Source organism: Streptococcus suis (genome assembly GCA_022354845.1).
GTDB lineage: Bacteria > Bacillota > Bacilli > Lactobacillales > Streptococcaceae > Streptococcus > Streptococcus suis_AA.
Genome location: CP031970.1, coordinates 817,970 through 840,613 on the forward strand (window position 1 = coordinate 817,970; position 22,644 = coordinate 840,613).

23 protein-coding genes and 8 pseudogenes are annotated in these 22,644 nt (G+C 35.1%); 27 read left to right on the top strand and 4 right to left on the bottom strand.

Going from position 1 to position 22,644, the window contains the following annotated elements:
• The first annotated feature begins 2 nt into the window (after positions 1–2).
• The 5 genes and pseudogenes from D2A30_04345 (at position 3) to aph(3')-IIIa (ending at position 3,959) form a co-directional block, all read left to right on the top strand.
• Positions 3–872: pseudogene (locus D2A30_04345) on the top strand (nucleotidyltransferase domain-containing protein).
• Complete coding sequence (locus tag D2A30_04350) at positions 853–1,587, top strand: class I SAM-dependent methyltransferase (protein ULL20882.1); 735 nt, start codon at positions 853–855, stop codon at positions 1,585–1,587. Before D2A30_04345 ends, D2A30_04350 begins: the two are co-directional and overlap by 20 nt.
• A 32-nt stretch (positions 1,588–1,619) precedes the next feature.
• Positions 1,620–2,528, top strand: a complete 909-nt coding sequence (locus tag D2A30_04355) for an aminoglycoside nucleotidyltransferase ANT(6)-Ia (protein ID ULL20883.1) — start codon at positions 1,620–1,622, stop codon at positions 2,526–2,528.
• Positions 2,525–3,072 (top strand): annotated as a pseudogene (sat4, locus tag D2A30_04360) (streptothricin N-acetyltransferase Sat4). Before D2A30_04355 ends, sat4 begins: the two are co-directional and overlap by 4 nt.
• Before the next feature lie 92 nt (positions 3,073–3,164).
• Positions 3,165–3,959 carry an aminoglycoside O-phosphotransferase APH(3')-IIIa gene (gene aph(3')-IIIa / locus D2A30_04365; GenBank protein ID ULL20884.1) on the top strand — a complete coding sequence of 265 codons (795 nt, stop codon included), beginning with the start codon at positions 3,165–3,167 and terminating at the stop codon, positions 3,957–3,959.
• A gap of 107 nt (positions 3,960–4,066) precedes the next feature.
• Here aph(3')-IIIa and D2A30_04370 read toward each other — a convergent pair.
• Positions 4,067–4,255, bottom strand: a pseudogene (locus tag D2A30_04370) (hypothetical protein).
• Here D2A30_04370 and D2A30_04375 point away from each other — a divergent pair.
• From D2A30_04375 to D2A30_04390, 4 genes and pseudogenes are all read left to right on the top strand, one after another.
• Positions 4,235–4,694, top strand: a pseudogene (locus D2A30_04375) (HTH domain-containing protein). The pseudogenes D2A30_04370 and D2A30_04375 overlap by 21 nt on opposite strands.
• Positions 4,592–4,807: a WYL domain-containing protein gene (locus tag D2A30_04380; GenBank protein ULL20885.1), complete on the top strand. Its 216-nt coding sequence runs from the start codon at positions 4,592–4,594 to the stop codon at positions 4,805–4,807. Before D2A30_04375 ends, D2A30_04380 begins: the two are co-directional and overlap by 103 nt.
• Positions 4,780–5,187, top strand: a complete 408-nt coding sequence (locus D2A30_04385) for a WYL domain-containing protein (protein ID ULL20886.1) — start codon at positions 4,780–4,782, stop codon at positions 5,185–5,187. The genes D2A30_04380 and D2A30_04385 overlap by 28 nt, the downstream gene beginning before the upstream one ends.
• Before the next feature lie 110 nt (positions 5,188–5,297).
• Complete coding sequence (locus D2A30_04390) at positions 5,298–5,957, top strand: RibD family protein (protein ID ULL20887.1); 660 nt, start codon at positions 5,298–5,300, stop codon at positions 5,955–5,957.
• Here the strand turns inward: D2A30_04390 and D2A30_04395 are convergent.
• The gene (locus D2A30_04395; GenBank protein ID ULL20888.1) at positions 5,925–6,122 is read right to left on the bottom strand and encodes a hypothetical protein; all 198 of its coding nucleotides are present in this window, start codon (positions 6,120–6,122) and stop codon (positions 5,925–5,927) included. The genes D2A30_04390 and D2A30_04395 overlap by 33 nt on opposite strands.
• Positions 6,123–6,211: 89 nt before the next feature.
• Here D2A30_04395 and D2A30_04400 point away from each other — a divergent pair.
• The 8 genes and pseudogenes from D2A30_04400 (at position 6,212) to D2A30_04435 (ending at position 12,089) form a co-directional block, all read left to right on the top strand.
• Positions 6,212–6,280 (top strand): annotated as a pseudogene (locus D2A30_04400) (adenylyltransferase).
• Positions 6,281–6,902: 622 nt separating this feature from the next.
• Positions 6,903–7,133: a hypothetical protein gene (locus D2A30_04405; GenBank protein ULL20889.1), complete on the top strand. Its 231-nt coding sequence runs from the start codon at positions 6,903–6,905 to the stop codon at positions 7,131–7,133.
• A 671-nt stretch (positions 7,134–7,804) separates the two neighbouring features.
• Positions 7,805–7,948, top strand: coding sequence for a conjugal transfer protein (locus D2A30_04410; protein ID ULL20890.1), 144 nt, complete (start codon positions 7,805–7,807; stop codon positions 7,946–7,948).
• Between the two features lie 156 nt (positions 7,949–8,104).
• Positions 8,105–8,338: pseudogene (locus tag D2A30_04415) on the top strand (recombinase family protein).
• 143 nt (positions 8,339–8,481) lie between these two features.
• Positions 8,482–8,706, top strand: a complete 225-nt coding sequence (locus D2A30_04420) for an XRE family transcriptional regulator (GenBank protein ULL20891.1) — start codon at positions 8,482–8,484, stop codon at positions 8,704–8,706.
• A 126-nt stretch (positions 8,707–8,832) separates the two neighbouring features.
• Positions 8,833–9,633, top strand: a complete 801-nt coding sequence (locus D2A30_04425) for a tryptophan-rich sensory protein (protein ULL20892.1) — start codon at positions 8,833–8,835, stop codon at positions 9,631–9,633.
• Positions 9,634–9,707: 74 nt separating this feature from the next.
• Positions 9,708–11,123, top strand: a complete 1,416-nt coding sequence (locus D2A30_04430; protein ID ULL20893.1) for a deoxyribodipyrimidine photo-lyase — start codon at positions 9,708–9,710, stop codon at positions 11,121–11,123.
• An 18-nt stretch (positions 11,124–11,141) separates the two neighbouring features.
• A complete protein-coding gene (locus D2A30_04435; GenBank protein ID ULL20894.1) occupies positions 11,142–12,089 on the top strand; it encodes a DUF1722 domain-containing protein in 948 nt (315 codons plus the stop codon).
• Positions 12,090–12,255: 166 nt separating this feature from the next.
• Here the strand turns inward: D2A30_04435 and D2A30_04440 are convergent.
• Positions 12,256–12,492 (bottom strand): annotated as a pseudogene (locus D2A30_04440) (IS3 family transposase).
• Positions 12,493–12,929: 437 nt separating this feature from the next.
• On the opposite strand from D2A30_04440, the pseudogene D2A30_04445 reads away from it, so the two are divergent.
• From D2A30_04445 to D2A30_04490, 10 genes and pseudogenes are all read left to right on the top strand, one after another.
• A pseudogene (locus D2A30_04445) lies at positions 12,930–13,171 on the top strand (site-specific recombinase).
• A 142-nt stretch (positions 13,172–13,313) separates the two neighbouring features.
• Positions 13,314–13,538 (top strand): XRE family transcriptional regulator, encoded by a 225-nt coding sequence (locus D2A30_04450; GenBank protein ULL20895.1) that lies wholly within the window; start codon positions 13,314–13,316, stop codon positions 13,536–13,538.
• Between the two features lie 15 nt (positions 13,539–13,553).
• Positions 13,554–13,799, top strand: a complete 246-nt coding sequence (locus D2A30_04455) for a hypothetical protein (protein ID ULL20896.1) — start codon at positions 13,554–13,556, stop codon at positions 13,797–13,799.
• Between the two features lie 14 nt (positions 13,800–13,813).
• A complete protein-coding gene (locus tag D2A30_04460) occupies positions 13,814–14,560 on the top strand; it encodes a Crp/Fnr family transcriptional regulator (GenBank protein ID ULL21986.1) in 747 nt (248 codons plus the stop codon).
• 149 nt (positions 14,561–14,709) lie between these two features.
• Positions 14,710–15,048: an iron-sulfur cluster repair di-iron protein, ric gene (locus D2A30_04465; GenBank protein ID ULL20897.1), complete on the top strand. Its 339-nt coding sequence runs from the start codon at positions 14,710–14,712 to the stop codon at positions 15,046–15,048.
• Positions 15,049–15,070: 22 nt separating this feature from the next.
• Entirely contained in the window at positions 15,071–16,924 is a 1,854-nt protein-coding gene (locus tag D2A30_04470; GenBank protein ULL20898.1) for a heavy metal translocating P-type ATPase, read from the top strand.
• A 79-nt stretch (positions 16,925–17,003) separates the two neighbouring features.
• Complete coding sequence (locus D2A30_04475) at positions 17,004–17,237, top strand: copper chaperone (protein ULL20899.1); 234 nt, start codon at positions 17,004–17,006, stop codon at positions 17,235–17,237.
• A gap of 549 nt (positions 17,238–17,786) precedes the next feature.
• A complete protein-coding gene (locus tag D2A30_04480) occupies positions 17,787–18,062 on the top strand; it encodes a hypothetical protein (protein ULL20900.1) in 276 nt (91 codons plus the stop codon).
• A 300-nt stretch (positions 18,063–18,362) separates the two neighbouring features.
• Positions 18,363–19,328, top strand: coding sequence for a DNA/RNA non-specific endonuclease (locus D2A30_04485; protein ULL20901.1), 966 nt, complete (start codon positions 18,363–18,365; stop codon positions 19,326–19,328).
• Positions 19,329–19,842: 514 nt separating this feature from the next.
• Positions 19,843–20,757, top strand: coding sequence for a magnesium transporter CorA family protein (locus D2A30_04490; GenBank protein ID ULL20902.1), 915 nt, complete (start codon positions 19,843–19,845; stop codon positions 20,755–20,757).
• Between the two features lie 154 nt (positions 20,758–20,911).
• On the opposite strand, the gene D2A30_04495 is transcribed toward D2A30_04490, so the two are convergent.
• Complete coding sequence (locus D2A30_04495; protein ULL20903.1) at positions 20,912–22,630, bottom strand: phospho-sugar mutase; 1,719 nt, start codon at positions 22,628–22,630, stop codon at positions 20,912–20,914.
• Between the last annotated feature and the right edge of the window lie 14 nt (positions 22,631–22,644).

Below are 22,644 nucleotides of genomic sequence, written 5' to 3' on the forward strand. Positions count from 1 at the left end.
GTATGATATATAATATTATTCAATCAGTGACAGAAAAATTATCCTCTTTGCCTTATATAGAAGGCATCGTATTAGGGGGCTCACGTGCAAGAGGCACCCATACATAGGATTCTGATATAGATATCGGAATCTATTACAATTCAGAATCATTTGACCTGACAGCGATTAATCAAATTGCTACAGAATTGGATGATGAGAATAGAAACGACCTTGTTGTACCTCCCGGAGCGTGGGGTGATTGGATTAATGGCGGCGGATGGTTATTTATAAATGGGTATCATGTTGACTTGATTTTACGTGATATAAAACGGGTAGAACAAATAATCAAAGATACGGAGCAAGGAATTGTTACTGCCAATTATCAGACCGGGCATCCCCATGGTTATATAAGTGCAATGTATCGTGGAGAATTAGCGATTAGTAAAATACTATATGCTAAGAACGAAAGCTTATGCGAATTAAAAAAGCAGGCAGAAATTTACCCTACTGCTCTAAAGAAAAGCTTGATGAACTTTTTTATATTTGAAGCTGAATTCTCTTTAATGTTTGTAAAAGCAAATGCGGGGGTAGAGGATAAATATTATATTGCAGGCCATGTTTTTCGTATTATTTCATGCTTAAATCAAGTACTATTTGCATGTAATAATGCTTATTGCATTAACGAAAAGAAAGCTATAAAACTGCTTGAAACTTTTGAATATAAACCTGAAAAATATGCCGAAAGAGTTAATCATATTTTTGAAGTACTCGGTCTTTCTCTTTTTGAATGCTACGATATGACCGAGAAACTTTATAAAGAAGTGAATGAAATTGTATCGGAGATAAATAACTTTTTAAACGAGGAGAGTTCAGATGAAAGAAAACAAATATGATGATAATATATTTTTTCAAAAATACAGTCAAATGAGTCGCTCGCAGAAAGGACTGGCTGGTGCGGGAGAATGGGAGACTTTGAAAAAGATGCTACCTGATTTTAAGGGTAAGCGTGTGCTTGATTTAGGATGCGGCTATGGATGGCACTGTATATATGCGATGGAAAACGGTGCTTCCTCTGTAGTAGGTGTTGATATTTCTCATAAAATGCTCGAAGTAGCAAAAGGAAAAACCCATTTTCCACAGATTGAATATGAATGCTGTGCCATAGAAGATGTGGATTTCCCAGAGGAGAGCTTTGATGTAATACTAAGTTCGCTTGCGTTTCATTATGTAGCAGACTATGAGAATTTAATAAAAAAGATATATAGGATGCTGAAGGCTGGTGGCAATTTAGTTTTTACAGTTGAACATCCTGTTTTTACTGCTCATGGAACACAAGACTGGTATTATAACGAAAAAGGAGAAATACTGCATTTCCCGGTGGACAATTATTATTATGAGGGCAAACGGACAGCTATGTTTTTGGAAGAAAAGGTTACAAAATATCATAGAACACTGACCACATATCTAAATACACTGCTTTCAAATAGTTTTATAATAAATCAGATTGTGGAGCCACAGCCGCCAGAGAACATGATGGATATTCCGGGGATGGCGGATGAAATGCGACGCCCAATGATGCTGATTGTATCGGCAAAAAAGAAGATGTAATAATATAGAAAAAATAAACGAGGAGTATGTAAATGAGATCAGAAAAAGAAATGATGGATTTAGTACTTTCTTTAGCAGAACAGGATGAACGTATTCGAATTGTGACCCTTGAGGGGTCACGCGCAAATATTAATATACCTAAAGATGAATTTCAGGATTATGATATTACATATTTTGTAAGTGATATAGAACCGTTTATATCTAATGATGACTGGCTTAATCAATTTGGGAATATAATAATGATGCAAAAGCCGGAGGATATGGAATTATTCCCACCTGAAGAAAAGGGATTTTCCTATCTTATGCTATTTGATGATTACAATAAAATTGATCTTACCTTATTGCCCTTGGAAGAGTTAGATAATTACCTAAAGGGCGATAAATTAATAAAGGTTCTAATTGATAAAGATTGTAGAATTAAAAGGGACATAGTTCCGACTGATATAGATTATCATGTAAGAAAGCCAAGCGCAAGGGAGTATGATGATTGCTGCAATGAATTTTGGAATGTAACACCTTATGTTATTAAAGGATTGTGCCGTAAGGAAATTTTATTTGCTATTGATCATTTTAATCAGATTGTTCGCCATGAGCTGCTGAGAATGATATCATGGAAGGTCGGCATCGAAACAGGCTTTAAATTAAGTGTAGGCAAGAACTATAAGTTTATTGAAAGGTATATATCCGAGGATTTGTGGGAGAAACTTTTGTCCACCTACCGGATGGATTCCTATGAAAACATATGGGAAGCATTATTTCTATGCCATCAATTGTTCAGGGCGGTATCCGGTGAGGTGGCGGAAAGGCTTCATTATGCCTATCCGGAGTATGATAGGAATATAACAAAATATACCAGGGACATGTATAAAAAATACACTGGTAAAACCGGCTGCCTGGATAGCACATATGCCGCTGATATAGAAGAGAGGCGGGAACAGTGATTACAGAAATGAAAGCAGGGCACCTGAAAGATATCGATAAACCCAGCGAACCATTTGAGGTGATAGGTAAGATTATACCGAGGTATGAAAACGAGAATTGGACCTTTACAGAATTACTCTATGAAGCGCCATATTTAAAAAGCTACCAAGACGAAGAGGATGAAGAGGATGAGGAGGCAGATTGCCTTGAATATATTGACAATACTGATAAGATAATATATTATATCTTTACTACCAAGACGATAAATGCGTCGGAAAAGTTAAACTGCGAAAAAATTGGAACCGGTACGCTTATATAGAAGATATCGCCGTATGTAAGGATTTCAGGGGGCAAGGCATAGGCAGCGCGCTTATCAATATATCTATAGAATGGGCAAAGCATAAAAACTTGCATGGACTAATGCTTGAAACCCAGGACAATAACCTTATAGCTTGTAAATTCTATCATAATTGTGGTTTCAAAATCGGCTCCGTCGATACTATGTTATACGCCAACTTTGAAAACAACTTTGAAAAAGCTGTTTTCTGGTATTTAAGGTTTTAGAATGCAAGGAACAGTGAATTGGAGTTCGTCTTGTTATAATTAGCTTCTTGGGGTATCTTTAAATACTGTAGAAAAGAGGAAGGAAATAATAAATGGCTAAAATGAGAATATCACCGGAATTGAAAAAACTGATCGAAAAATACCGCTGCGTAAAAGATACGGAAGGAATGTCTCCTGCTAAGGTATATAAGCTGGTGGGAGAAAATGAAAACCTATATTTAAAAATGACGGACAGCCGGTATAAAGGGACCACCTATGATGTGGAACGGGAAAAGGACATGATGCTATGGCTGGAAGGAAAGCTGCCTGTTCCAAAGGTCCTGCACTTTGAACGGCATGATGGCTGGAGCAATCTGCTCATGAGTGAGGCCGATGGCGTCCTTTGCTCGGAAGAGTATGAAGATGAACAAAGCCCTGAAAAGATTATCGAGCTGTATGCGGAGTGCATCAGGCTCTTTCACTCCATCGACATATCGGATTGTCCCTATACGAATAGCTTAGACAGCCGCTTAGCCGAATTGGATTACTTACTGAATAACGATCTGGCCGATGTGGATTGCGAAAACTGGGAAGAAGACACTCCATTTAAAGATCCGCGCGAGCTGTATGATTTTTTAAAGACGGAAAAGCCCGAAGAGGAACTTGTCTTTTCCCACGGCGACCTGGGAGACAGCAACATCTTTGTGAAAGATGGCAAAGTAAGTGGCTTTATTGATCTTGGGAGAAGCGGCAGGGCGGACAAGTGGTATGACATTGCCTTCTGCGTCCGGTCGATCAGGGAGGATATCGGGGAAGAACAGTATGTCGAGCTATTTTTTGACTTACTGGGGATCAAGCCTGATTGGGAGAAAATAAAATATTATATTTTACTGGATGAATTGTTTTAGTACCTAGATTTAGATGTCTAAAAAGCTTTAACTACAAGCTTTTTAGACATCTAATCTTTTCTGAAGTACATCCGCAACTGTCCATACTCTGATGTTTTATATCTTTTCTAAAAGTTCGCTAGATAGAGTTCTATATTAGAGATGTAAAGAGTTTTGGTGAAGAGGTTTGTGAGTATGGCTTTTATAACCAGGGTGCAATGAGAAGCACTAACAGCAGCTAGCTTAAGAACGCATAGGATATACTTTTTATGGAAGTCACAGAGGAGGAATAAAATTTGAACAGGATTAACAGAGTAACCTCTATTCTTATTCAGCTGCAATCAAAAAAAATAATTCCTGCCAAAGAAATTGCACAGCGATTTAATATAAGCTTAAGGACAGTTTACAGAGATATCCGGACACTTGAAGAAGCCGGAATACCAATTGGATCTGAGGCCGGAAAAGGATATTTTCTTGTAGAGGGCTTCCTACTTCCGCCGGTAATGTTTACAGCGGCGGAAGTGGGTGCATTGATTACAGCAGGGAAATTTTTAAATTGCCATGGAGATGAATCATTTATAAAGGATTTTGATTCAGCTATGTATAAAATCAAATCTATTTTGAAGCATGGTGAAAAAAACTATGCACAGGAGTTGGAGAACAGTATTAACGTGTACAGCACATCTGGACAGAAAAATACATTGGCGGATAACGTTATTGCAGCAATTCAGACTGCAATCTGCAATAAAAGGGTAATATCAATTCAATATCCTGCATCAGGAGGGCAAGAACCGGAAAGCAGAATGATAGAGCCTATATCACTGGGGTTTTATGAACAGAACTGGTACTTAATCGGTTTTGCAGGCTAAGAAATGAATATAGGAATTTTCGTGTGGATCGGATTAAAAGCATTTGCATAGAAGAAGAGCTCTGTCAAAGCCATGATGGCTCTTTGGAACAAATATTAAAACAAATGCTTTCATATAAAAAACTATATAATGTAATTCTTAGAGCTGAAAAAGGGGAGACATACAATTCTATCAAGAACAGGTATTCTCTCGGCTTCCTTGAAGAAACCGATTTGGGAAGTAAAATGGAAATCGAATTCCAGACAGATTCCTTTGAGATATTGAGCAAGCAGCTGATTGAATATGGATCAGGCATTGAAATAGTCCAACCTGATGAGTTAAAATGCATAACCCGTAAACACCTGGCACAAATTACGAATCACTGCCTAAACTTGATTTAGAGAAAGCGATTGGTCTGTTATGTATTTTTTGTAAGGTTTCATATCCCCTGCTGACATACAGCTGTCAGTGTATTATGATATTCTACTATCAAAAAGGAGGATTGAAAAATATGAAACCAAAGATAATTATGCACACACAAATTAGCCTTGATGGCCGCATTAAAGGCTTTGATAATCCGGAAGTTTACTACCAGGTTGCCGGGGGAATTCATTCGGATGCGGTGCTGTTTGGGTCCAATACTGTTTTTACTGCATTTGAAAAATATCCTGCTGAAACAGAGGCTGATTTTGAGAAAATCATAACAAGCCCGGAGGACCCCAGACCAATAGGAGTCATACCTGACAGCAGAGGTATCTTGAGAAGTCTTCATTGCTTAAGAAATCTTGGATATCTGAAGGAAATTGTCATTCTGGTATCAACTGCCACTCCGAAGGAATATTTGAATTATTTGGAGGAAAGGCATTACCCATATATTGTGTCAGGAAATGATCATGTGGACTATGAAAAAGCCTTTCAGATCCTGCATGAGCAATATGGGTGTAAATACATGCGGACAGACAGTGGCGGTGGATTAACCAACAAATTATTAGAAAACGGACTTATTGATGAAATCAGTCTTGTGATATCACCATGTTTTGTAGGTAATAAAGAAAAACAACTATTTGATAACCTTCTGTTATCTGAAAAAGTTAATTTGGAATTGCAGGGAACAGAGAATGCAGAACATGGCTGTCTGTCATTGCGCTATGCTGTGAAAAATAAGGATTAGTGCAGCATACTTTAAAAAGTGTCTGTTGGGACAGTGTCCTAAAGGAAGCATAAGCTCATGGCTAGCGGCGGTGTTAAAGTAACGGCACTCGGCCCCAATATATAGTTGATATGCCCCTAAGCCTTTGAGGGCAAGGCGGTCAACCGCGCCTTTTCCGGTCCGCATACAGTCGTTCAATGAGGGTATCAAGCTCGGCAATGCGGCGGTGCTTCTCGGTGGTTCGTTTCTTCGCCGCCGTTTTCGGCTAATTCTAATTGATCCGAACTGTAAGGATAAGCAATTATCCGGGGCTAGTTAAGTATCTTAGAGAGGAAGATAAAGATAAGTAAACCAATTTTAAAGTTGTACCGAATAAAGCCTTCAAGAGGACAACATGCTTTTGAAGGCTTTATTGCTTACAATTACTTGGATTGTAACGCAAAAGCAGGCACCAAATCAATGAAAAATAGCCTATCCAGGCGACTGTTTCAGAAATATGGGCTTCCGCCAAGGGGATACCAGTGGGGTGCGACATCGTTTTTGCCCACTCAAGGCATGTTGAAGCAGTTGTGAAGCTGGAAAAATTATGCCATAATGTTTATAGAAGAAGGATATCTAGAAACATTATGATGGAAATGGGCTAGTATCTAATTATACAGTTGCTGAATATAAGGTTGATATTGCTAATTACAATGAGTCGGCCACGCCACTGTATTTTAAAAAAGTAAAAAATAATCAAAATCTAATTAAAATTATAAATAGATGTGTTCGAATGAGATTAATATATGTTTAGATTGATGAAAACATCAGAAAACTATTTAGCAATAGTTACAACTTGGCTGTTGAAGACTTAGTTTAATAGTGATAAAATCATTATTATATCTATGAAAAAAATACTTTTGAAATAGTATCGAGGAGACTTAAAGTCTAGAGTAAATTAATATTTGTTTAGAAAGGGAGATCATTATGAGGGTAGCTAAATATTTTCAAATTGCATTTTTAGTTGTGGGAACTCTAACAGCTTTAGAGTTTATCTTTCTTAGAGGAATGTTCACATGGTTAATTGTTGTTACTGCTGTTATAGTTGTTGGAAGCCTGAATGTGATTATAAATATAAAAGATAAAGAATGGTTACAGGCTTCTCTTTATATCCTGTCAACTATAGCTCTTTGTATGGGATATTTTACACTTGCATAAGCAGTGTGATGTATTAAAAAAGTATTCCGAAAATAAAATGCCTTGTTGGACAGATTTTTCATACTTTGTTTTTCGTGCTAATACCAATATTTATGCTTTCAAGTGGAGATTTATGGGAAATAAGCTGACACCAAGGAGCCACTGGGTCTTCATGGCATATTTATTGTCACCTCAAGGCATGTGGAGTGCATAGCGTTACTACAAAAGGAAATTTCGTAGAAATCCTGAGATTCAAGCTATTTCACGATTATTTTGCCTTCGAAGAAGATGAGCATAATTTTAAGAAAAAGGTGCTGAAAAGGTATTTCAATGTTTCAGTGGTGGTTGATCTAGTTAGTGGAGATACAAGAAAATAAGGGCAGTTAAGAATCAGCAAGGATTAAAAAACTTGCTGATTTTTGCATTTATGCTTTCAGACTTGTCAAAAGGGCAAGTCAAGAATGGTGATTTTGATAATTCTAGAATGGCAAACATGAAAAGTCTAGACTTGTTAAAAGACAACCTAACTATATAGAGTATAGTTAGATTGATAGAGTTATTTAATCTTCTAAAAACTTTTTTAAAATAGCGAATCAAGCGGGTTATATTTTAACTGTTATATATAGGGGGACTTAAGTAGTCCTATGAGAATAAAGAAAGTCTTGGTAAAAATTTTAAAGGAGGAAGAATTGATGGAGGACATATTAGAATATAGCATTCAGCTTGCCATGCTCAGGCAATTATTAAGTGAAAAGCTAATAAACAAGCAAGAACACTTTAATATTAAAAAGCTTCTTATGGAAAGGTATAATATTTCTTCAGATTTGACCTGCTAAATTTTACTAGTCGCGGTAGAATAGGATTGTATAGAAGAATACAAAAGTGAGGTGAGATTATGAAGAAGGTAGAAGAAATGGAATATACCTATCATTTTATATAGAAGAGAACCCTTCCAAGCTAGACTGTAGATACTCTGAGTCTAATGATTAAGCATAGCAGAGGAGATTGATGAGCTGAGAGACAAGCGACAAATCCTTTTAGTAGAAGATGCCTCCTTCAGTGGTGAGAACGAGCGAATCAACGAACTGATTGAATTTATCCGCACCAATAAATATCGGACTTTACTCTATGATGATACCCTTGTAAGGAAGATCATCCAAAATGTTACGGTGTGTGGTGACCACTTTGTCATATCCTTTAAATCTGGTATTGAAATTGAAATATGAAAACCAGAAGTAAATAGCCCATGACTCTGAAGTAGAGTTGTGGGTTTTCTTTTGCTTGTTGATTATAATAATATTTTTATAACTATTGTACTTATCAACCAAATGGGTTTATAATATTATTAGCGTAAACTTGGAGATGCTGTATGACTACGGCAGAAATGATTAAAGAACTGTGTGAGCAAATGAATATAAGTGTTTCCGAACTTGCTAGACGTATTGGACAGACACCACAAAATTTCAATAAAAAATTACAACGAGAAACAGTAACCTTGGATGAGTTGAAAGCCATCGCTGATGTGCTAGGTGTCAAGTTTGAGCAGGCATTTATTTCACCAGGTGGGAATGAGATAAATATATCTAATGAATAAAGGAGGCAGTCAATTTATGGATTAATAAAAAGAACTGGAAGCACGAGTATAATAAAATTGTCTAAATATAAAACAATATAGATAAAAGGAATTAATAGTTATTTTCAGTTTATCAAAAAAACATATATGAATAGGAGTATAAAAATGAAAGAAAGAAAAAAAGCAATTATAAATATATTACTATTATTTTTAACACTTGTAATAAATGCCCTCGGAGCCCTCGGTCTAATCAATGGCTATTCACAAAAAGAGGTATCTGACAGATATTTGACCCTGATAACTCCAAGCCCAACTACATTCAGTATTTGGAGCATAATTTATATTCTTGTAATTTTATCATGTATTTTAATGGTAATTAGAAGTGATAATGATTACTATAAAAACGTTATAAATAGAATTACTTCGCTCTTCCGCTTTTCTAGTTTATTCAACATATTATGGATTATATCATTTTCTTATCTACAATTAGAATTGTCAGTTATTTTTATTGTTGCCTTTTTATTTTCGCTATCATTAATATTAGAAAAATTATTATCAATAAAATCTAAAGGGCATTTTATAATACCTTTATCATTTGGAATATATGCCGGTTGGCTTTTTATAGCAACAGTTGTAAACATATCTGTAACTTTGGTTAAACTCAACTGGAATGGATTTGGAATATCTGACACTTTGTGGGCTTTTACAATCTTAATAGTAGCTGTAGTGATTGTATTTCTAGTCAACGTAAAAAATAAAAACGCTGTATTCCCTTTACCGATAGCCTGGGCTTATTTTGGAATCAATAATTTTCTTAAATCAAGCCAAGGCTTTTCGGGATCGTATCCTATATTAGAAAAAGCATCTATAGTAGGGATGATTTTACTTATAATGATATCAATTTTTAGATTTTATAAAAACAATTACAAAATTATTCCTACCACTTAAACTTAGTTTTTCTATTAACATATTTAATAAGATAATACAATACAAGCCTAAACGAATAGGCAAAGGAGGGCAACGTGGGAAATTCTGTTTTATGGATAAGAAATGATTTTAGATTTCATGATAATACCGCGCTTATTAATGCTATCAATGACATAAAGGATAATGAAAATCTTATATTTATATATCATTTAGATCCTGAGCTAATAAAGATGGAAACGACAAGTTATGCTTATTTTTTTTCTTCGTTGAATAGCTATTATGAAAGTTGTTTAAAAAAAGGTCTGGATATTTATTTTTTATATGGAGAAATTTTAACTTGTTTTGATACACTTCTCAATGAATTTAGTAACATAGACAAAATTTATTATAATACTATTGAATGCGGATATGGGAAATCTCAAGAACAAAAGTTGAATGGATTCCTAAAAAGAAAAAACGTTGAAGTTTTCTCATTTTATGACCATCATTTACACTCAGCAAACAAAGTATTGAAAGAGGACAATTCTCATTATAAAGTTTTTACACATTATTATAATAAATGGATGAGTAGCAAAAAACCTGAAGAACAGAATATTGATTATGCTAAACTATCTGAGATTATATTAAGCGATTTCAGTAAAAAAGATCTTATTGGTAAAGAAAAGTTTATTGAATTAAGAAAACTTTTGAATATTGACTTTTCTATGTTTACAGGAGAAGAGAATGCTAGAGAATGCCTTGCTGATTTTATGAACTCTAAACTTTGTAGTTACAACGAAAATAGAGAATATCCGTTTCTTGATGGAACAAGTCGTTTATCGCATTATTTAACAACAGGTCAGTTGTCTGTCAGAGAAGTATTCAATGCTGCAACAATGATGCCTTTTTCTCTGGGACAAGAAATATTTATTAAAGAGCTAGCCTGGAGAGATTTCTATAATATGATATACTATTTTCATCCAAATCAGCACAATGAAGAGATAATTGAAAAATATAGATATATTAATTGGGAATATGATGAGGAAAATTTTATAAAATGGAAATCTGGACTAACGGGATTCCCTATAATAGACGCAGCAATGCGCCAACTTAGAGAAGAGGGTTGGATGCACAATCGTCTTAGAATGATTACCGCTTCTTTTTTAATTAAAGACTTACTGATTGACTGGAGGCTAGGCGAAAAATATTTTTCTGAAATGCTCATAGACTATGATATTGCCTCTAACATTGGCGGGTGGCAATGGGCCGCATCTGTAGGAACTGATGCAGTCCCTTACTTTAGGATTTTTAACCCAATCACTCAAAGTAAGAAGTACGATCCTGAAGGTAAGTTTATAAAAAGGTATGTAAAGGAATTGGAAGATATTCCAATACAATATATACATGAACCCTTTAAATTTAAGAAACAACTAGAAGAAAACTACGGTATTGATATAAAAAAATTGTATGTAAGCCCTATAGTAGATCATAAAACGCAAAGACAAAAAGCGTTAGAAATGTTTAATATATAAATATTTGGAGGAAATGAAGTGAAACCAAAAATCTTAATTAGTAAGTGTTTAGGTTTTGATAATTGCAGATATGATGGTTCTATTGTACAATTCGATCTATTAGATAAAATGAAAGATCAAATTGAATTTATTCCACTGTGCCCTGAGATAGAAATTGGTTTAGGATTACCAAGAGAAAGTCTGCGTTTAATTAAAGTGCAAGACGGTATAGAATTGGTTCAACCTAAATCTAAAAAATATTTAACGTATGATATGAAAAAATATTCCCAAGAGATTCTTAAAGATATTTCCGATATAGATGGAATTATATTAAAAGGACGATCACCATCTTGTGGGATAAAAGATGCTAAAGTATACTCGGGTATGGAAAAATCTCCTGTAATCGGCAAAAGTATGGGTTTATTTGCGGCTGAGATGGAAAAGCATTTCCCTTATTTGCCAATTGAAGAAGAAGGGAGATTAACAAACCTGATAATAAGAGAGCATTTTTTTACAAAACTATATGCGATTTTTAATTTTAAAAAAATGGCACAAAATAAATCTATAAAAAAATTAGCGGATTATCATGCAAAAAATAAATATTTATATTTTGCTTATAATCAAACATTAAAAAACAAATTAGGGTTAATTGTTGCAAATCATGAAAAATTAGAAACAAATATAGTGTTAGATAATTACTTTAAAGAAATGGTAAAATTATTTTCGAAACTACCTTCTAAAAAGAATTACATTAATGCTTATCAACATATATTTGGGTATTTTTCGAAATTCGCGAGCAAAGAAGAAAAAGTGTTTATCTTACAATTAATGGAAAAATACAGAAATGGAAAGATTGACAAATCTGCCATAGCGAGTATTTTAAAAGTTTACTCTATAAAATATAATATTGAATACTTGTTAGGACAAACTATATTCGAGCCGTTTCCAGAAGAATTACTTTCACTAAATGATAGTGGTAAGCTTTAAGATGTCTCAGGTTAGAAATACAAAATTTATACAGAAAAATAAATGAAATCAGTTCAGACTGATATTGTTAATATCTCTTTACACTTTTGACTCAAGGATGTTTGAACTACGCAACACTCTGTGATGAGATATAGTACAGATTTCTCTTAACCATAGGAGGTAACCCTCAGTTGGTAGAGCAGATTCTCCTGTTATTCCAATAGCTGATGAAATATCTCCTGATGAGAGTTTTAACAGTTTTAACTTTCATTTTAGTGGTATCATAGCGATTATAGAGAAGTTCCTCTTTCAGCCTTGCCCACATGCTTTCGCATTGTGCATTATCATGGCATCTGCCACCTACACTATTCATACTTTGGAGAATGCCATATTTACCTATTGCTTTTCGGTAGAGCTCACTAGTGGAGTGCTAACATTAAAGTAGAGTCATGAAACTCACCAAATATATGTTATTATCAAAGCACATAGAAAGGTGAGAACAATACGCAATATGAATAATCATTTAAAGAACAGGCCGTTAAACTTTTTGATGAAATCGGCGTAAAAGCAGTTGCAAATCAACTGGAATCCCTTACTATACTATTCCACTTAGAGAAATCAGTGAAAAAAATATGGAGCAGATACTTATGTTGGCAGTGGCCATAAAAGAATATCTGCGGATAACAAAGAGCAGCGTATTTTGGTGCTGGAAAAAGAAAATGCGTAACTCAAACATTCCAATGAGATCTTACAGGAGGCACTCGGTTTTTTCGCCGTACGCCGAAAGAAGTAAGAGCTCATCAGTGCTACCTTTTCATCTATGCTAGACTGTAGATACTCTGAGTCTAATGATTAAGCACAGCAGATAAGATTGATGAGCTGAGAGACAAGCGACAGACCCTTTTAGTAGAAGATGCCTCCCTCAGTAGCGAGAACGAGCGAATCAATGAGCTGATTGAATTTATCCGCAAGAACAAATTCCGTGCCTTAGAGTACGATGATAAGCTTGTAAGGAAGATAATCCAGAGTGTTACAGTCTATGAAGAACACTTTGCATATCCATTAGCATATCCTTTAAATCTGGTATTGAAATTGAAATATGAAAACCAGAAGTAAATAGCCCATGACTCTACAGTAGAGTTGTGGGTTTTCTTTGCTTGTTGACAATAATAATATTTTTATAACTATTGTGCTTATCAACCAAATGGGTTTATAATATTATTAGCGTAAACTTGGAGATGCTGTATGACTACGGCAGAAATGAATAAAGAACTGTGTGAGCAAATGAATATAAGTGTTTCCGAACTTGCTAGACGTATTGGTCAGACACCACAAAATTTCAACAAGAAATTGAAGCGAGAAACAGTAACCTTTGATGATTTGAAAACCATCGCAGATGTACTGGGTGTCAGGTTTGAGCAGTCTTTTATTTTACCAGACGGAGAAGAAATAAAAATATCTAACGAATAAAGGAGGCGGTCTAATATGATGATTAGTCCGGAAAGTTACTATGAAGAGTATCTCAAAGGAAAAACAAAGGAAGAAATAATGACCGCCATCCGAGGACTTAAGCTAGAAATACGACGTCTAAAAAGTACACTGGAAAATCCTGACTATGATGATAACGCAATTATTCATCCGGATAAGTTTACTTACATTTACTGGACTCGTGGGTACTTGGAAAAAGCTAAAGAGACCTTAAGAGAGAATATGAAAGGGGCATTCAAATGAAAAAAAAAGATTTGATGCATGAAATTAAAAATCAATGTATAGAAAAACAAGGGTATCACGATGTTACTCACACTCATCATCAAGGACATGAGTCAGCTTCACACGCTTCATGTATCACTGTAGTTCCGATCTTTAATCATTTAGAAGGAGAACAGATGGATGAAATTATGAAAGTAACGAAATCGACCTCTTTTAAAAAGGGTGAAGTAATTTACCGAGAGGGAGATATATCCGACTTGTTATATATTGTAAGTAAAGGGAAAATTCGAATTTACCGTTTGTCTGAATCAGGAAAAGAACAATTAGTGAGAATATTAAATCCAGGCGATTTCACGGGAGAGCTTGCCTTGTTCCGCGAATCAATTCAGGAAGCATATGCAGAAGCAATGAGTGATACCGATGTATGTATGATTAGTAGAAATGATTTACAAGAATTTTTATTAAAGTACCCTACTATATCTTTGAAGATTTTATCGGAATTCTCTAACCGATTAGAAACATCAGAAAAACAAACAACTAGATTTGCCACAGAGAAGGTAGATACTAGATTAGCACTGTTTCTTGCAGAATGCATGGAAAGCGGAGATGTTCCAATGGAAATTGAATTGCCAATGAGTAAGAAGGACTTAGCCTCTTATCTAGGAACTACTCCAGAAACTATTAGTAGAAAGTTAGCTGACCTTGAAAATGAAGGATGTATAAAACAAAAATCAGGTAGAAAGATTGAGATTTTGGATTTAGATGGATTGTTGTTGGTATAGATGTGATAATATAAAGTAAAATAGTAGTAATAATTATTAAAACATTTAAAAAAGACTAAACTTGATTTAGATCAATTTAATTTCGTTCAATCTATAGTATTATATAACCAAGATAAAGAAAAAATAAAACAAGAAAGAAGGAAAAAAATATGTCAAGAGAATTAAATTTTAATCAAGTAAAGGAAACTCATTTAAAAACATTAGCACAATATGTTCCAGTTGTAGCAAAAGTTCATGGAGGAAATCATCCAGAATTCTACCAGGTTCGTAAAGTATATGATGAACTTGCAAAGAATGCAAAAGATGCGGGAGTAGAAAAGCCGGACTTAAAAGAGGAGTTTGTAAAATTACGTGAAATCACAGATAATTATACAGTTCCAGGTGATGTATGCGAAAGTTATGAAGCAGTATATAACATGTTAGCAGAATTAGATAAAGCATATGAAGCATACAAGAAAACAAACAAAGCAATGAAAAGATATAAATAATCTAATAGGGAGGAGTATGAATATGCAAAATTTTATATTAGGAAGAAAAAACCATATTACAATAGTAAGTGCAATTTTAATAATAATTGCATTTGTCAGTAAATTAGGCTTCGAAAACGAACAAATAGCCATATGGGCATTAGTAATTGCTTCAATTTTGGGAGTTTCACCTATTGCGATTCAAGCGTATCAAGCATTAAAAGTCAAAGTAGTTAGTATTGATGTTTTAGTTACCATTGCAGTTATCGGAGCCTTTATAGTTAGAAACTACGAAGAATCAGCAATTGTTACATTTTTATTTCTATTTGGAGCTTTTCTAGAACAAAGGACACTTAATAAAACACGTTCTGCAATTAAAGAATTAACTCAAATGGCACCAGAAAGTGCCTTAAAACAAGTGGAAAATGGTGAGTTTGAAGAAGTAGAAATAGATGAAGTTGATGTAGGAGATATTTTGCTTGTTAAAACGGGTGCAAAAATCCCAGTTGACGGTACAGTGTTAACAGGAGAAGGGCATATTAATGAAGCAAGTATTACAGGAGAAGCGGTTCCTGTAAGTAAAAAGAAAGATTCTGGGGTATATGCCGGAACAATTTTAGAAAATGGAACTATTCAAATCACTGCTGATCGTGTAGGTGAGAATACTACTTTTGGTAAAATCATTGAGTTGGTTGAAGAAGCACAGGATTCAAAATCAGAAGCAGAACGTTTCATTGATAGATTTTCTAAATACTACACACCAGCTGTTTTAGTTCTCTCTTTTATTGTATGGATATTTTCAAGGGATATTGAACTTGCAATTACAATATTAGTTTTAGGATGTCCAGGAGCATTGGTAATCGGTGTACCCGTTTCAAACGTCGCGGGGATTGGCAATGGAGCACGTCATGGAGTCCTTCTAAAAGGTAGCGAGGTTATTAGTGACTTTAGCAGACTAGATACCATGGTATTTGACAAAACAGGCACATTAACAATAGGAAATCCCAAAGTAGCTGATAAAGAAATTTATACAGATAATGTAGATGAAGTATTAGGGTATCTAGCAAGTGTTGAAAAGGAATCAGATCATCCATTAGCAAAAGCAATTGTAGAATACATTGGAGATATAAAATTATATACAGTTGAAAAAACAGATGTTGTAAAAGGTGGAGGAATTGTAGCTCATGTAGAAGGTCATAAAGTTGCAGTCGGTAATGTGGCACTAATGGAGCAAGAAAATATTCTTTTAAGTGAAAAAGCTCGTGCAGATATTGCCAGATTTGAGAAAAATGGAAATTCACTTGTTTTAACATCAGTTGATGGTGAATTAAAAGCATTGATGGGTATTCGTGATCAAATTCGCCCGGGTGTAAAAGATGATCTTAAAAAGTTGAAAAAACTTGGTGTTAAAAATCTAGTAGTTCTTTCTGGTGATAACCAAGGAACAGTTGATTTAGTAGCACGTGAACTAGGACTTACAGAAGCTCATGGACATATGTTGCCAGAAGATAAAGCAACATATATTAAAGAGTTACAAGAAAAAGGTCAAATCGTGGCATTTGTTGGAGATGGAGTAAATGATAGTCCTTCACTAGCTCTAGCACAAATTGGAATTGCTATGGGAAATGGAACAGATGTAGCAATTGAAACTTCAGATGTTGTTTTAATGAATTCAGATTTCAGCCGCTTGCCACATGCATTAGGTTTAACAAAAGCAACCGCTAATAACATGCTTCAAAATATTATTATTGCAGTAGGGGTTGTATTAGTCCTTCTTGCCAGCGTATTCTTTAGTGAATGGATGAACATGTCAATCGGTATGTTAGTACATGAAGCAAGTATATTAGTAGTGATTTTAAATGGTATGAGACTTCTTCACTATAAATTAAGAAAATAAAATTCTTGATTTAAATCAATTTATTATAGATAATAATAGTATATAATACAATTAACATAGACTAAAGGAGAGATGAAAAATGCAAAAAGCAACAATTCAATTAGAAACATTAACATGTCCATCATGTATGCAAAAAATAGAGAATGGTGTGAAATCTTTGGACGGGGTAAGTAAAGAAAGTTTAAAAGTACTATTTAATTCAAGCAAGGTGAGGGTGGAATTTGACGATGAAAAAGTATCTATAAAAGATATTGAAAATGCCATCGATAAATTAGGATATGAAGTTATGAAATCTCAAGTAAAAGCTTTATAAAATAAGAGGGAATAAGTTTAGTTTTAATGATATCAGATGCTGGTTAATGTCATCTACGGTAAAGGACACAGTTACCAAGTTATAGTGTCGTTGATATCTTCCCACACAAGAAAGCCCACAGTGGATATGTTCTCACAAAGAGAATTTCTGATAAAAATATTTTGGTTACTAGTATTTGACAGCTATAACTTCCGCTCAAGTCATGTTGAGGTAGGTGCTCTGCTGGTGAAAGCCTAGAAACCTTTGAACGAAAGGGATAATGAAAAGCCTTGATTGTAAGGCTTTTTTTCTTTTGGGTGGGGAAGTATCAAAGTGAGAAAATTTTAGGAATGAGTAGAAGTAATAGGACGAACTCTTTTTAGACTGGTCGAGTTCTTTCCCACTCCCAGTCTACATGGAAATCAATCTGGCTTATCTATCCTGAACGAAAAATGTTTTTAAATTTTCTTATTTCAATGAAATAACTGAATAAGTTTAACTTGAGTCAGTTGAGTGTAGGCATTTACTTTCAAAAACAAATATTAAGGATATACCACAAGGAGGTGTGCTATGCTCTATTTGTATTTAATGACAAATAAGAATGAACTGACTGAACAGTTGATTAAGGGCCATGTTGAACATTTGAAGCAACTGGATGCGGAAAATAAGCTTGTTCTATGTGGATCTCTTCATGATTATCCTGGTGGTATGGTTGTTTTTAACGCAGACTGTTATGACCAGGCTATTTTGATTGCTGAAAGTGACCCGTTTATCCATTCTGGTTGTAAAACCTATGAATTAAGAAGTTTAGAAGTTGCCAACAAAGATAATCATTATCTACTTTGAAGGTGTAGAGGTATCAATAGTCCGTTTGACGGGTGGTCAAGCAAATGTCTAGCATTTTAATTACCTCTCTCATCCGTTATTGGTCGGTGTTCCAATGCTCTCCTCTATTAACTTTTGGCAATTAAAAATCTGATACTAGAAACAAAAAACGGATATAAATCATTGGTATATTTATATTCTAAATGATATACTATGAGTGTTGGAGAAAGTAAGTGATGGAAAGTTTTGTTCACTCCTCATTTGCTATCCAATTTGTAATATATCCTTATATGTCACTGTTTTCAAAGGATTCCTATGATTATGAAAAAGATACGAATTATTTGCCTTCTTATTTTAGTCTTTGTTTTTTCTGGTATTCCAGTCCATGCTAATCAAACGAATATTGATTACCCAAGTCTTAACTTGCTTACCTTTAAAAAGGAAAAACAGCTGGTTCTTGGAGAGTTTGATAGTCTAGGTAGAGCTACATCAGCTCACATTCAGTTACAAGATAAAGATGAGCCTAAAAAACGGAGAGAACCCAAAATAAAATACAATCCCGTCGGTTGGCATAACTATAAACTAGCTTATGGGAATCAAGGCAAGAAGTCATGGTTATTTAATAGGGGCCACCTGATAGGATATCAGTTTAGTGGCCTGAAAGATGAGGGGAAAAATCTGGTTCCGTTGACTGCTTGGACCAATAGCGGTCATTATAAGGGGACGAATTCCAATAACAGCGAAGGAATGCTCTACTATGAGAAACGTCTGGACAGTTGGCTGGCGACTCATCCCAATTTTTGGTTAGACTATCAAGTAAAACCGATTTATACTGGAAATGAATTGATACCGCGTCAAGTAGTTCTTCAGTATGTTGGACTTGATGAGTCAGGGAATCTGATCAATATTCAACTCAGCGGTTCAAAAGAATCTGTAGATAGCAATGGAATTACTACGGTCGTTTTAGAGAATTACTCTAAAAATGCCACAATTGATTACTTGAAAGGAACTGCAACACCGTCCCTGGTTCCAACTGAGGAGAGTAGTCAGTCATCCTCTTCTAGCTCAGCGGTTGAATCGCAACCAAGTGAGAGTAGTGAGAGTGTAGAAGCATCACAACCAGCCACTCAGCTGGCAACTGTTGTGTATATTGCAAGGAACGGAAGTGCAGATGTCTATTGGTATTCAAAAGAAAATATGCCATCCAATACAAATTTGTCAAAAGTTATTGAGATGTCAGAAGAGAAAGCACTCAGTCTAGGAAAACGTCATACGACGAAAGAATAGTTAAACTCTTGTACTGGATAGAATTTGTAAAAAGAACTAAAGATATATAAAAAACGCATAAAATTGATGTGATTGAAACATGATTTTATGCGTTTTATGATGTTGAGTGTTATGTAGTCTTATATTCAATGAAAATCAAAATCACAATAGGCGACGTAGATGCAAATAGAACCGAAGTACATCAAATCAAGTAAAAAACGTCTGATTTTGGTTCTCGAAGAGTATTATTGATTCTCAAAGAGTAAGAAGATATTTATTCGAGTCGTTCCTTACTATTCCTTGACCTACAGTTCCATTTTAAATACACTGATCATCTAGTAGAAAGAAATTTGGAAGGTTATTTGTGAGAGTGTGATTCACTCGCAAGTATCGCTGTGAATGCTATTTTTCCAAGTTTATAGGAAGGGTTGTCGATGTAATAATTTTTAAGAAATATTTATTTTTCTTAATCATGCTTGCCAATCCGTAAATGATACAATAGAATAGAGATAAATCAGTGTGGAGGAACAAATTTGTGATTGAAAAACGTTTTGGCAACAATAATGAGCTGAGCTGGATTATTATCCATTCAGAAAGAGAAATGATAGACAAACAATTAGTCGAAGATTATGGATTAGATAAAGAATTGGTCTCATATGCATTAGACAAAAATGAAAGGGCTCATTTAAAATACAATGCAAAACTCGATCGATTGTTATTGATTTTTAATCTATTAGATATAACAAAAGAGGATAATTATTATGAAACAACACCGATGGCCTTTATCGTGCAACAGAATCAATTTATCACAATTTTTAATGCAAGAAATGCCTATTTCCTGGAAAAATTAGAAAAGTACTTGATGGACCATTCCGTTATGTCCTGTTTTCAATTTCTTTTTGCAGCCCTTACCTTAACTTCTAAAGAATATTTTCCCATACTAGATCAATTGGAAAGTGATAAAGAGATTCTTAATTTCAAACTAAGGAAGAGAACAACTAAGCAACTGCTATTTGAATTATCGGACTTAGAAACAGGTTCAGTCTATTTACTGACAGCGGCAAACCAAAATGTTCTGCTTTTAGAACAATTGAGAAACTATCCGCATATTCAGAAGCTTGGTAGTATCGAACTTGAACAATTAGATGATGCATTGATTGAAGCGGAGCAATTGTCAGCCATGACACAATTGGATTCTCAGATTCTACGACAACTTTCTGGTGCCTACAATAATATCTTGAACAATAACTTGAATGACAAGCTTACCATTCTAACAGTCATCTCCATTTTACTCGCTGTTTTAGCTGTAATAACAGGATTCTTTGGAATGAACGTTCAGCTACCATGGCAAAACGAGCCACTGGCATGGATTTGGATTGTAATAATGTCTTTGGTACTGCTCTTCATTATTACAACACTATTAAACTGGATAATGTCAAGAAGAAATTAGCTTAATTAGATAAGTATGCACATCAAAAGTCGAATTCACCGATAATTCAAATATGAAAAGCAAAAGACAAAAAAGCGAACGATACAGAACTTTCGGAGTAGTTAGTCCTGTACCGGTCGCTATTTTCATTTTAAGTAATCTTGATCGTAACAACTTAACCAACAAATACGTTGATTTCTTTTTCAATATTGGCGATTTTTTCTTCTGCTTCAGCCAGTGTTTCACCGACAGTCGCAATATAGAATTTGATTTTTGGTTCTGTTCCAGAAGGACGTACTGCAAACCATGAATCATCAGCCAAGGTATATTTCAAAACATCAGATGGAGGAGTAGTGAGTTTTTCAACATTTCCATCTTTGTCAGTCTTGGCTTGAAGGGCAAAGTCTTCAAAGACTGCGATATCTGTGGCGTTAAATTGTTCTGGTGAGTTATCACGGAATTTAGCCATGATAGCCTTGATTTGTTCTGCACCATCTTTACCAGAAAGAGTAACTGAAATAGTTTTCTCAGCAAAGTATCCATATTCTTTGAAGATTTCATCAATACCATCAGCTAAGGTCATGCCACGAGAACGATAGTAGGCAGCAATCTCAGCAACGATTAAAACGGCTTGGATAGCGTCTTTATCACGTACAAATGGCTTGATAAGGTAACCAAAGCTTTCTTCAAAACCAAACATGTAAGTGTAGTTGTGTTTTTCTTCAAATTCTTGAATTTTTTCGGCAATGAATTTGAAACCTGTCAAGACGTTGAACATGGTTGCGCCGTAACTTTCAGCAATCTTAGTAACCAACTCTGTTGATACGATTGATTTAGCAAGGGCAGCGTTTGCAGGAAGTGTACCCGCTTGCTTGTTAGCTTCTAAAATATATTTGGCGATAATAGCACCGATTTGGTTACCAGAAAGGTTCCAGTAAGAACCATCTGCTTGGCGTACTTCAACACCAACACGGTCCGCATCAGGGTCTGTTGCAAGAAGAACGTCAGCATCTACTTCACGACCTAATTCTTCTGCCAATGCAAAAGCAGCTTGGCTTTCTGGGTTTGGAGAAGCAACAGTTGAGAAATCAGGATCTGGAGTCGCTTGAGCTTCTACGACTTGCACAGATTCAAAACCAGCTTGTGCAAGAGCACGACGAGCCAACATTTCCCCAGTACCATGAAGAGGTGTGTAGACAATCTTCATATCTTTACCATATTCAGCAATCAATTCAGGATTGATACTCAAATCTTTTAATTCTTCAAGGTATTTTACGTCTGTTTCTTCACCAAGAACGGTGATTAAACCATTTTCTTTACTTGCTTTAAGATCAGCCAATTCAACAGCAAATGGATTATCAATGTCACGGATATAGTCGGTCAAAGCAGCAGCATCTGCTGGTGGCATTTGTCCGCCGTCTTCACCATATACTTTGTAACCGTTGAATTCTTTCGGGTTGTGGCTGGCAGTCACCATGATACCTGCGATAGCATTATAATGACGAACTGCAAATGAGAGTTCGGGAGTTGGACGAAGGCTTTCAAAGACGTATGATTTGATACCATGTGCTGCCAAAACTTGAGCAGATTCAAAGGCAAATTCTGGCGAGAAGTGACGTGAGTCATAAGCAATTGCAACACCACGTTTTTTAGCTTCTTCACCTTTGGATTCTACCAACTTGGCCAAACCTTCAGTAGCTTGACGGACAACAAATATGTTAATGCGGTTAGTACCAGCACCTATGTAACCACGCATACCAGCAGTACCAAATTCAAGGTTTGTGTAAAATGCATCTTCCTTTGTCTTTTCATCCATTGCGACCAATTCTTCACGCAAATAGTCAGGTAGATCAGCAAAGTCGAGCCAAGTTTGATAGGATTCTTGATAAGTCATTGTAGTGTCTCCTT

Bases quoted from the DNA above. Each gene is read 5' to 3' on its own strand.
- D2A30_04350 (ULL20882.1), top strand. From the start codon at position 853: ATGAAAGAAAACAAATATGATGATAATATATTTTTTCAAAAATACAGT.
- D2A30_04355 (ULL20883.1), top strand. From the start codon at position 1,620: ATGAGATCAGAAAAAGAAATGATGGATTTAGTACTTTCTTTAGCAGAA.
- D2A30_04390 (ULL20887.1), top strand. From the start codon at position 5,298: ATGAAACCAAAGATAATTATGCACACACAAATTAGCCTTGATGGCCGC.
- D2A30_04395 (ULL20888.1), bottom strand. From the start codon at position 6,122: ATGCGGACCGGAAAAGGCGCGGTTGACCGCCTTGCCCTCAAAGGCTTA.
- D2A30_04405 (ULL20889.1), top strand. From the start codon at position 6,903: ATGAGGGTAGCTAAATATTTTCAAATTGCATTTTTAGTTGTGGGAACT.
- D2A30_04410 (ULL20890.1), top strand. From the start codon at position 7,805: ATGGAGGACATATTAGAATATAGCATTCAGCTTGCCATGCTCAGGCAA.
- D2A30_04420 (ULL20891.1), top strand. From the start codon at position 8,482: ATGACTACGGCAGAAATGATTAAAGAACTGTGTGAGCAAATGAATATA.
- D2A30_04425 (ULL20892.1), top strand. From the start codon at position 8,833: ATGAATAGGAGTATAAAAATGAAAGAAAGAAAAAAAGCAATTATAAAT.
- D2A30_04450 (ULL20895.1), top strand. From the start codon at position 13,314: ATGACTACGGCAGAAATGAATAAAGAACTGTGTGAGCAAATGAATATA.
- D2A30_04455 (ULL20896.1), top strand. From the start codon at position 13,554: ATGATGATTAGTCCGGAAAGTTACTATGAAGAGTATCTCAAAGGAAAA.
- D2A30_04460 (ULL21986.1), top strand. From the start codon at position 13,814: ATGCATGAAATTAAAAATCAATGTATAGAAAAACAAGGGTATCACGAT.
- D2A30_04465 (ULL20897.1), top strand. From the start codon at position 14,710: ATGTCAAGAGAATTAAATTTTAATCAAGTAAAGGAAACTCATTTAAAA.
- D2A30_04470 (ULL20898.1), top strand. From the start codon at position 15,071: ATGCAAAATTTTATATTAGGAAGAAAAAACCATATTACAATAGTAAGT.
- D2A30_04475 (ULL20899.1), top strand. From the start codon at position 17,004: ATGCAAAAAGCAACAATTCAATTAGAAACATTAACATGTCCATCATGT.
- D2A30_04480 (ULL20900.1), top strand. From the start codon at position 17,787: ATGCTCTATTTGTATTTAATGACAAATAAGAATGAACTGACTGAACAG.
- D2A30_04485 (ULL20901.1), top strand. From the start codon at position 18,363: ATGAAAAAGATACGAATTATTTGCCTTCTTATTTTAGTCTTTGTTTTT.
- D2A30_04495 (ULL20903.1), bottom strand. From the start codon at position 22,630: ATGACTTATCAAGAATCCTATCAAACTTGGCTCGACTTTGCTGATCTA.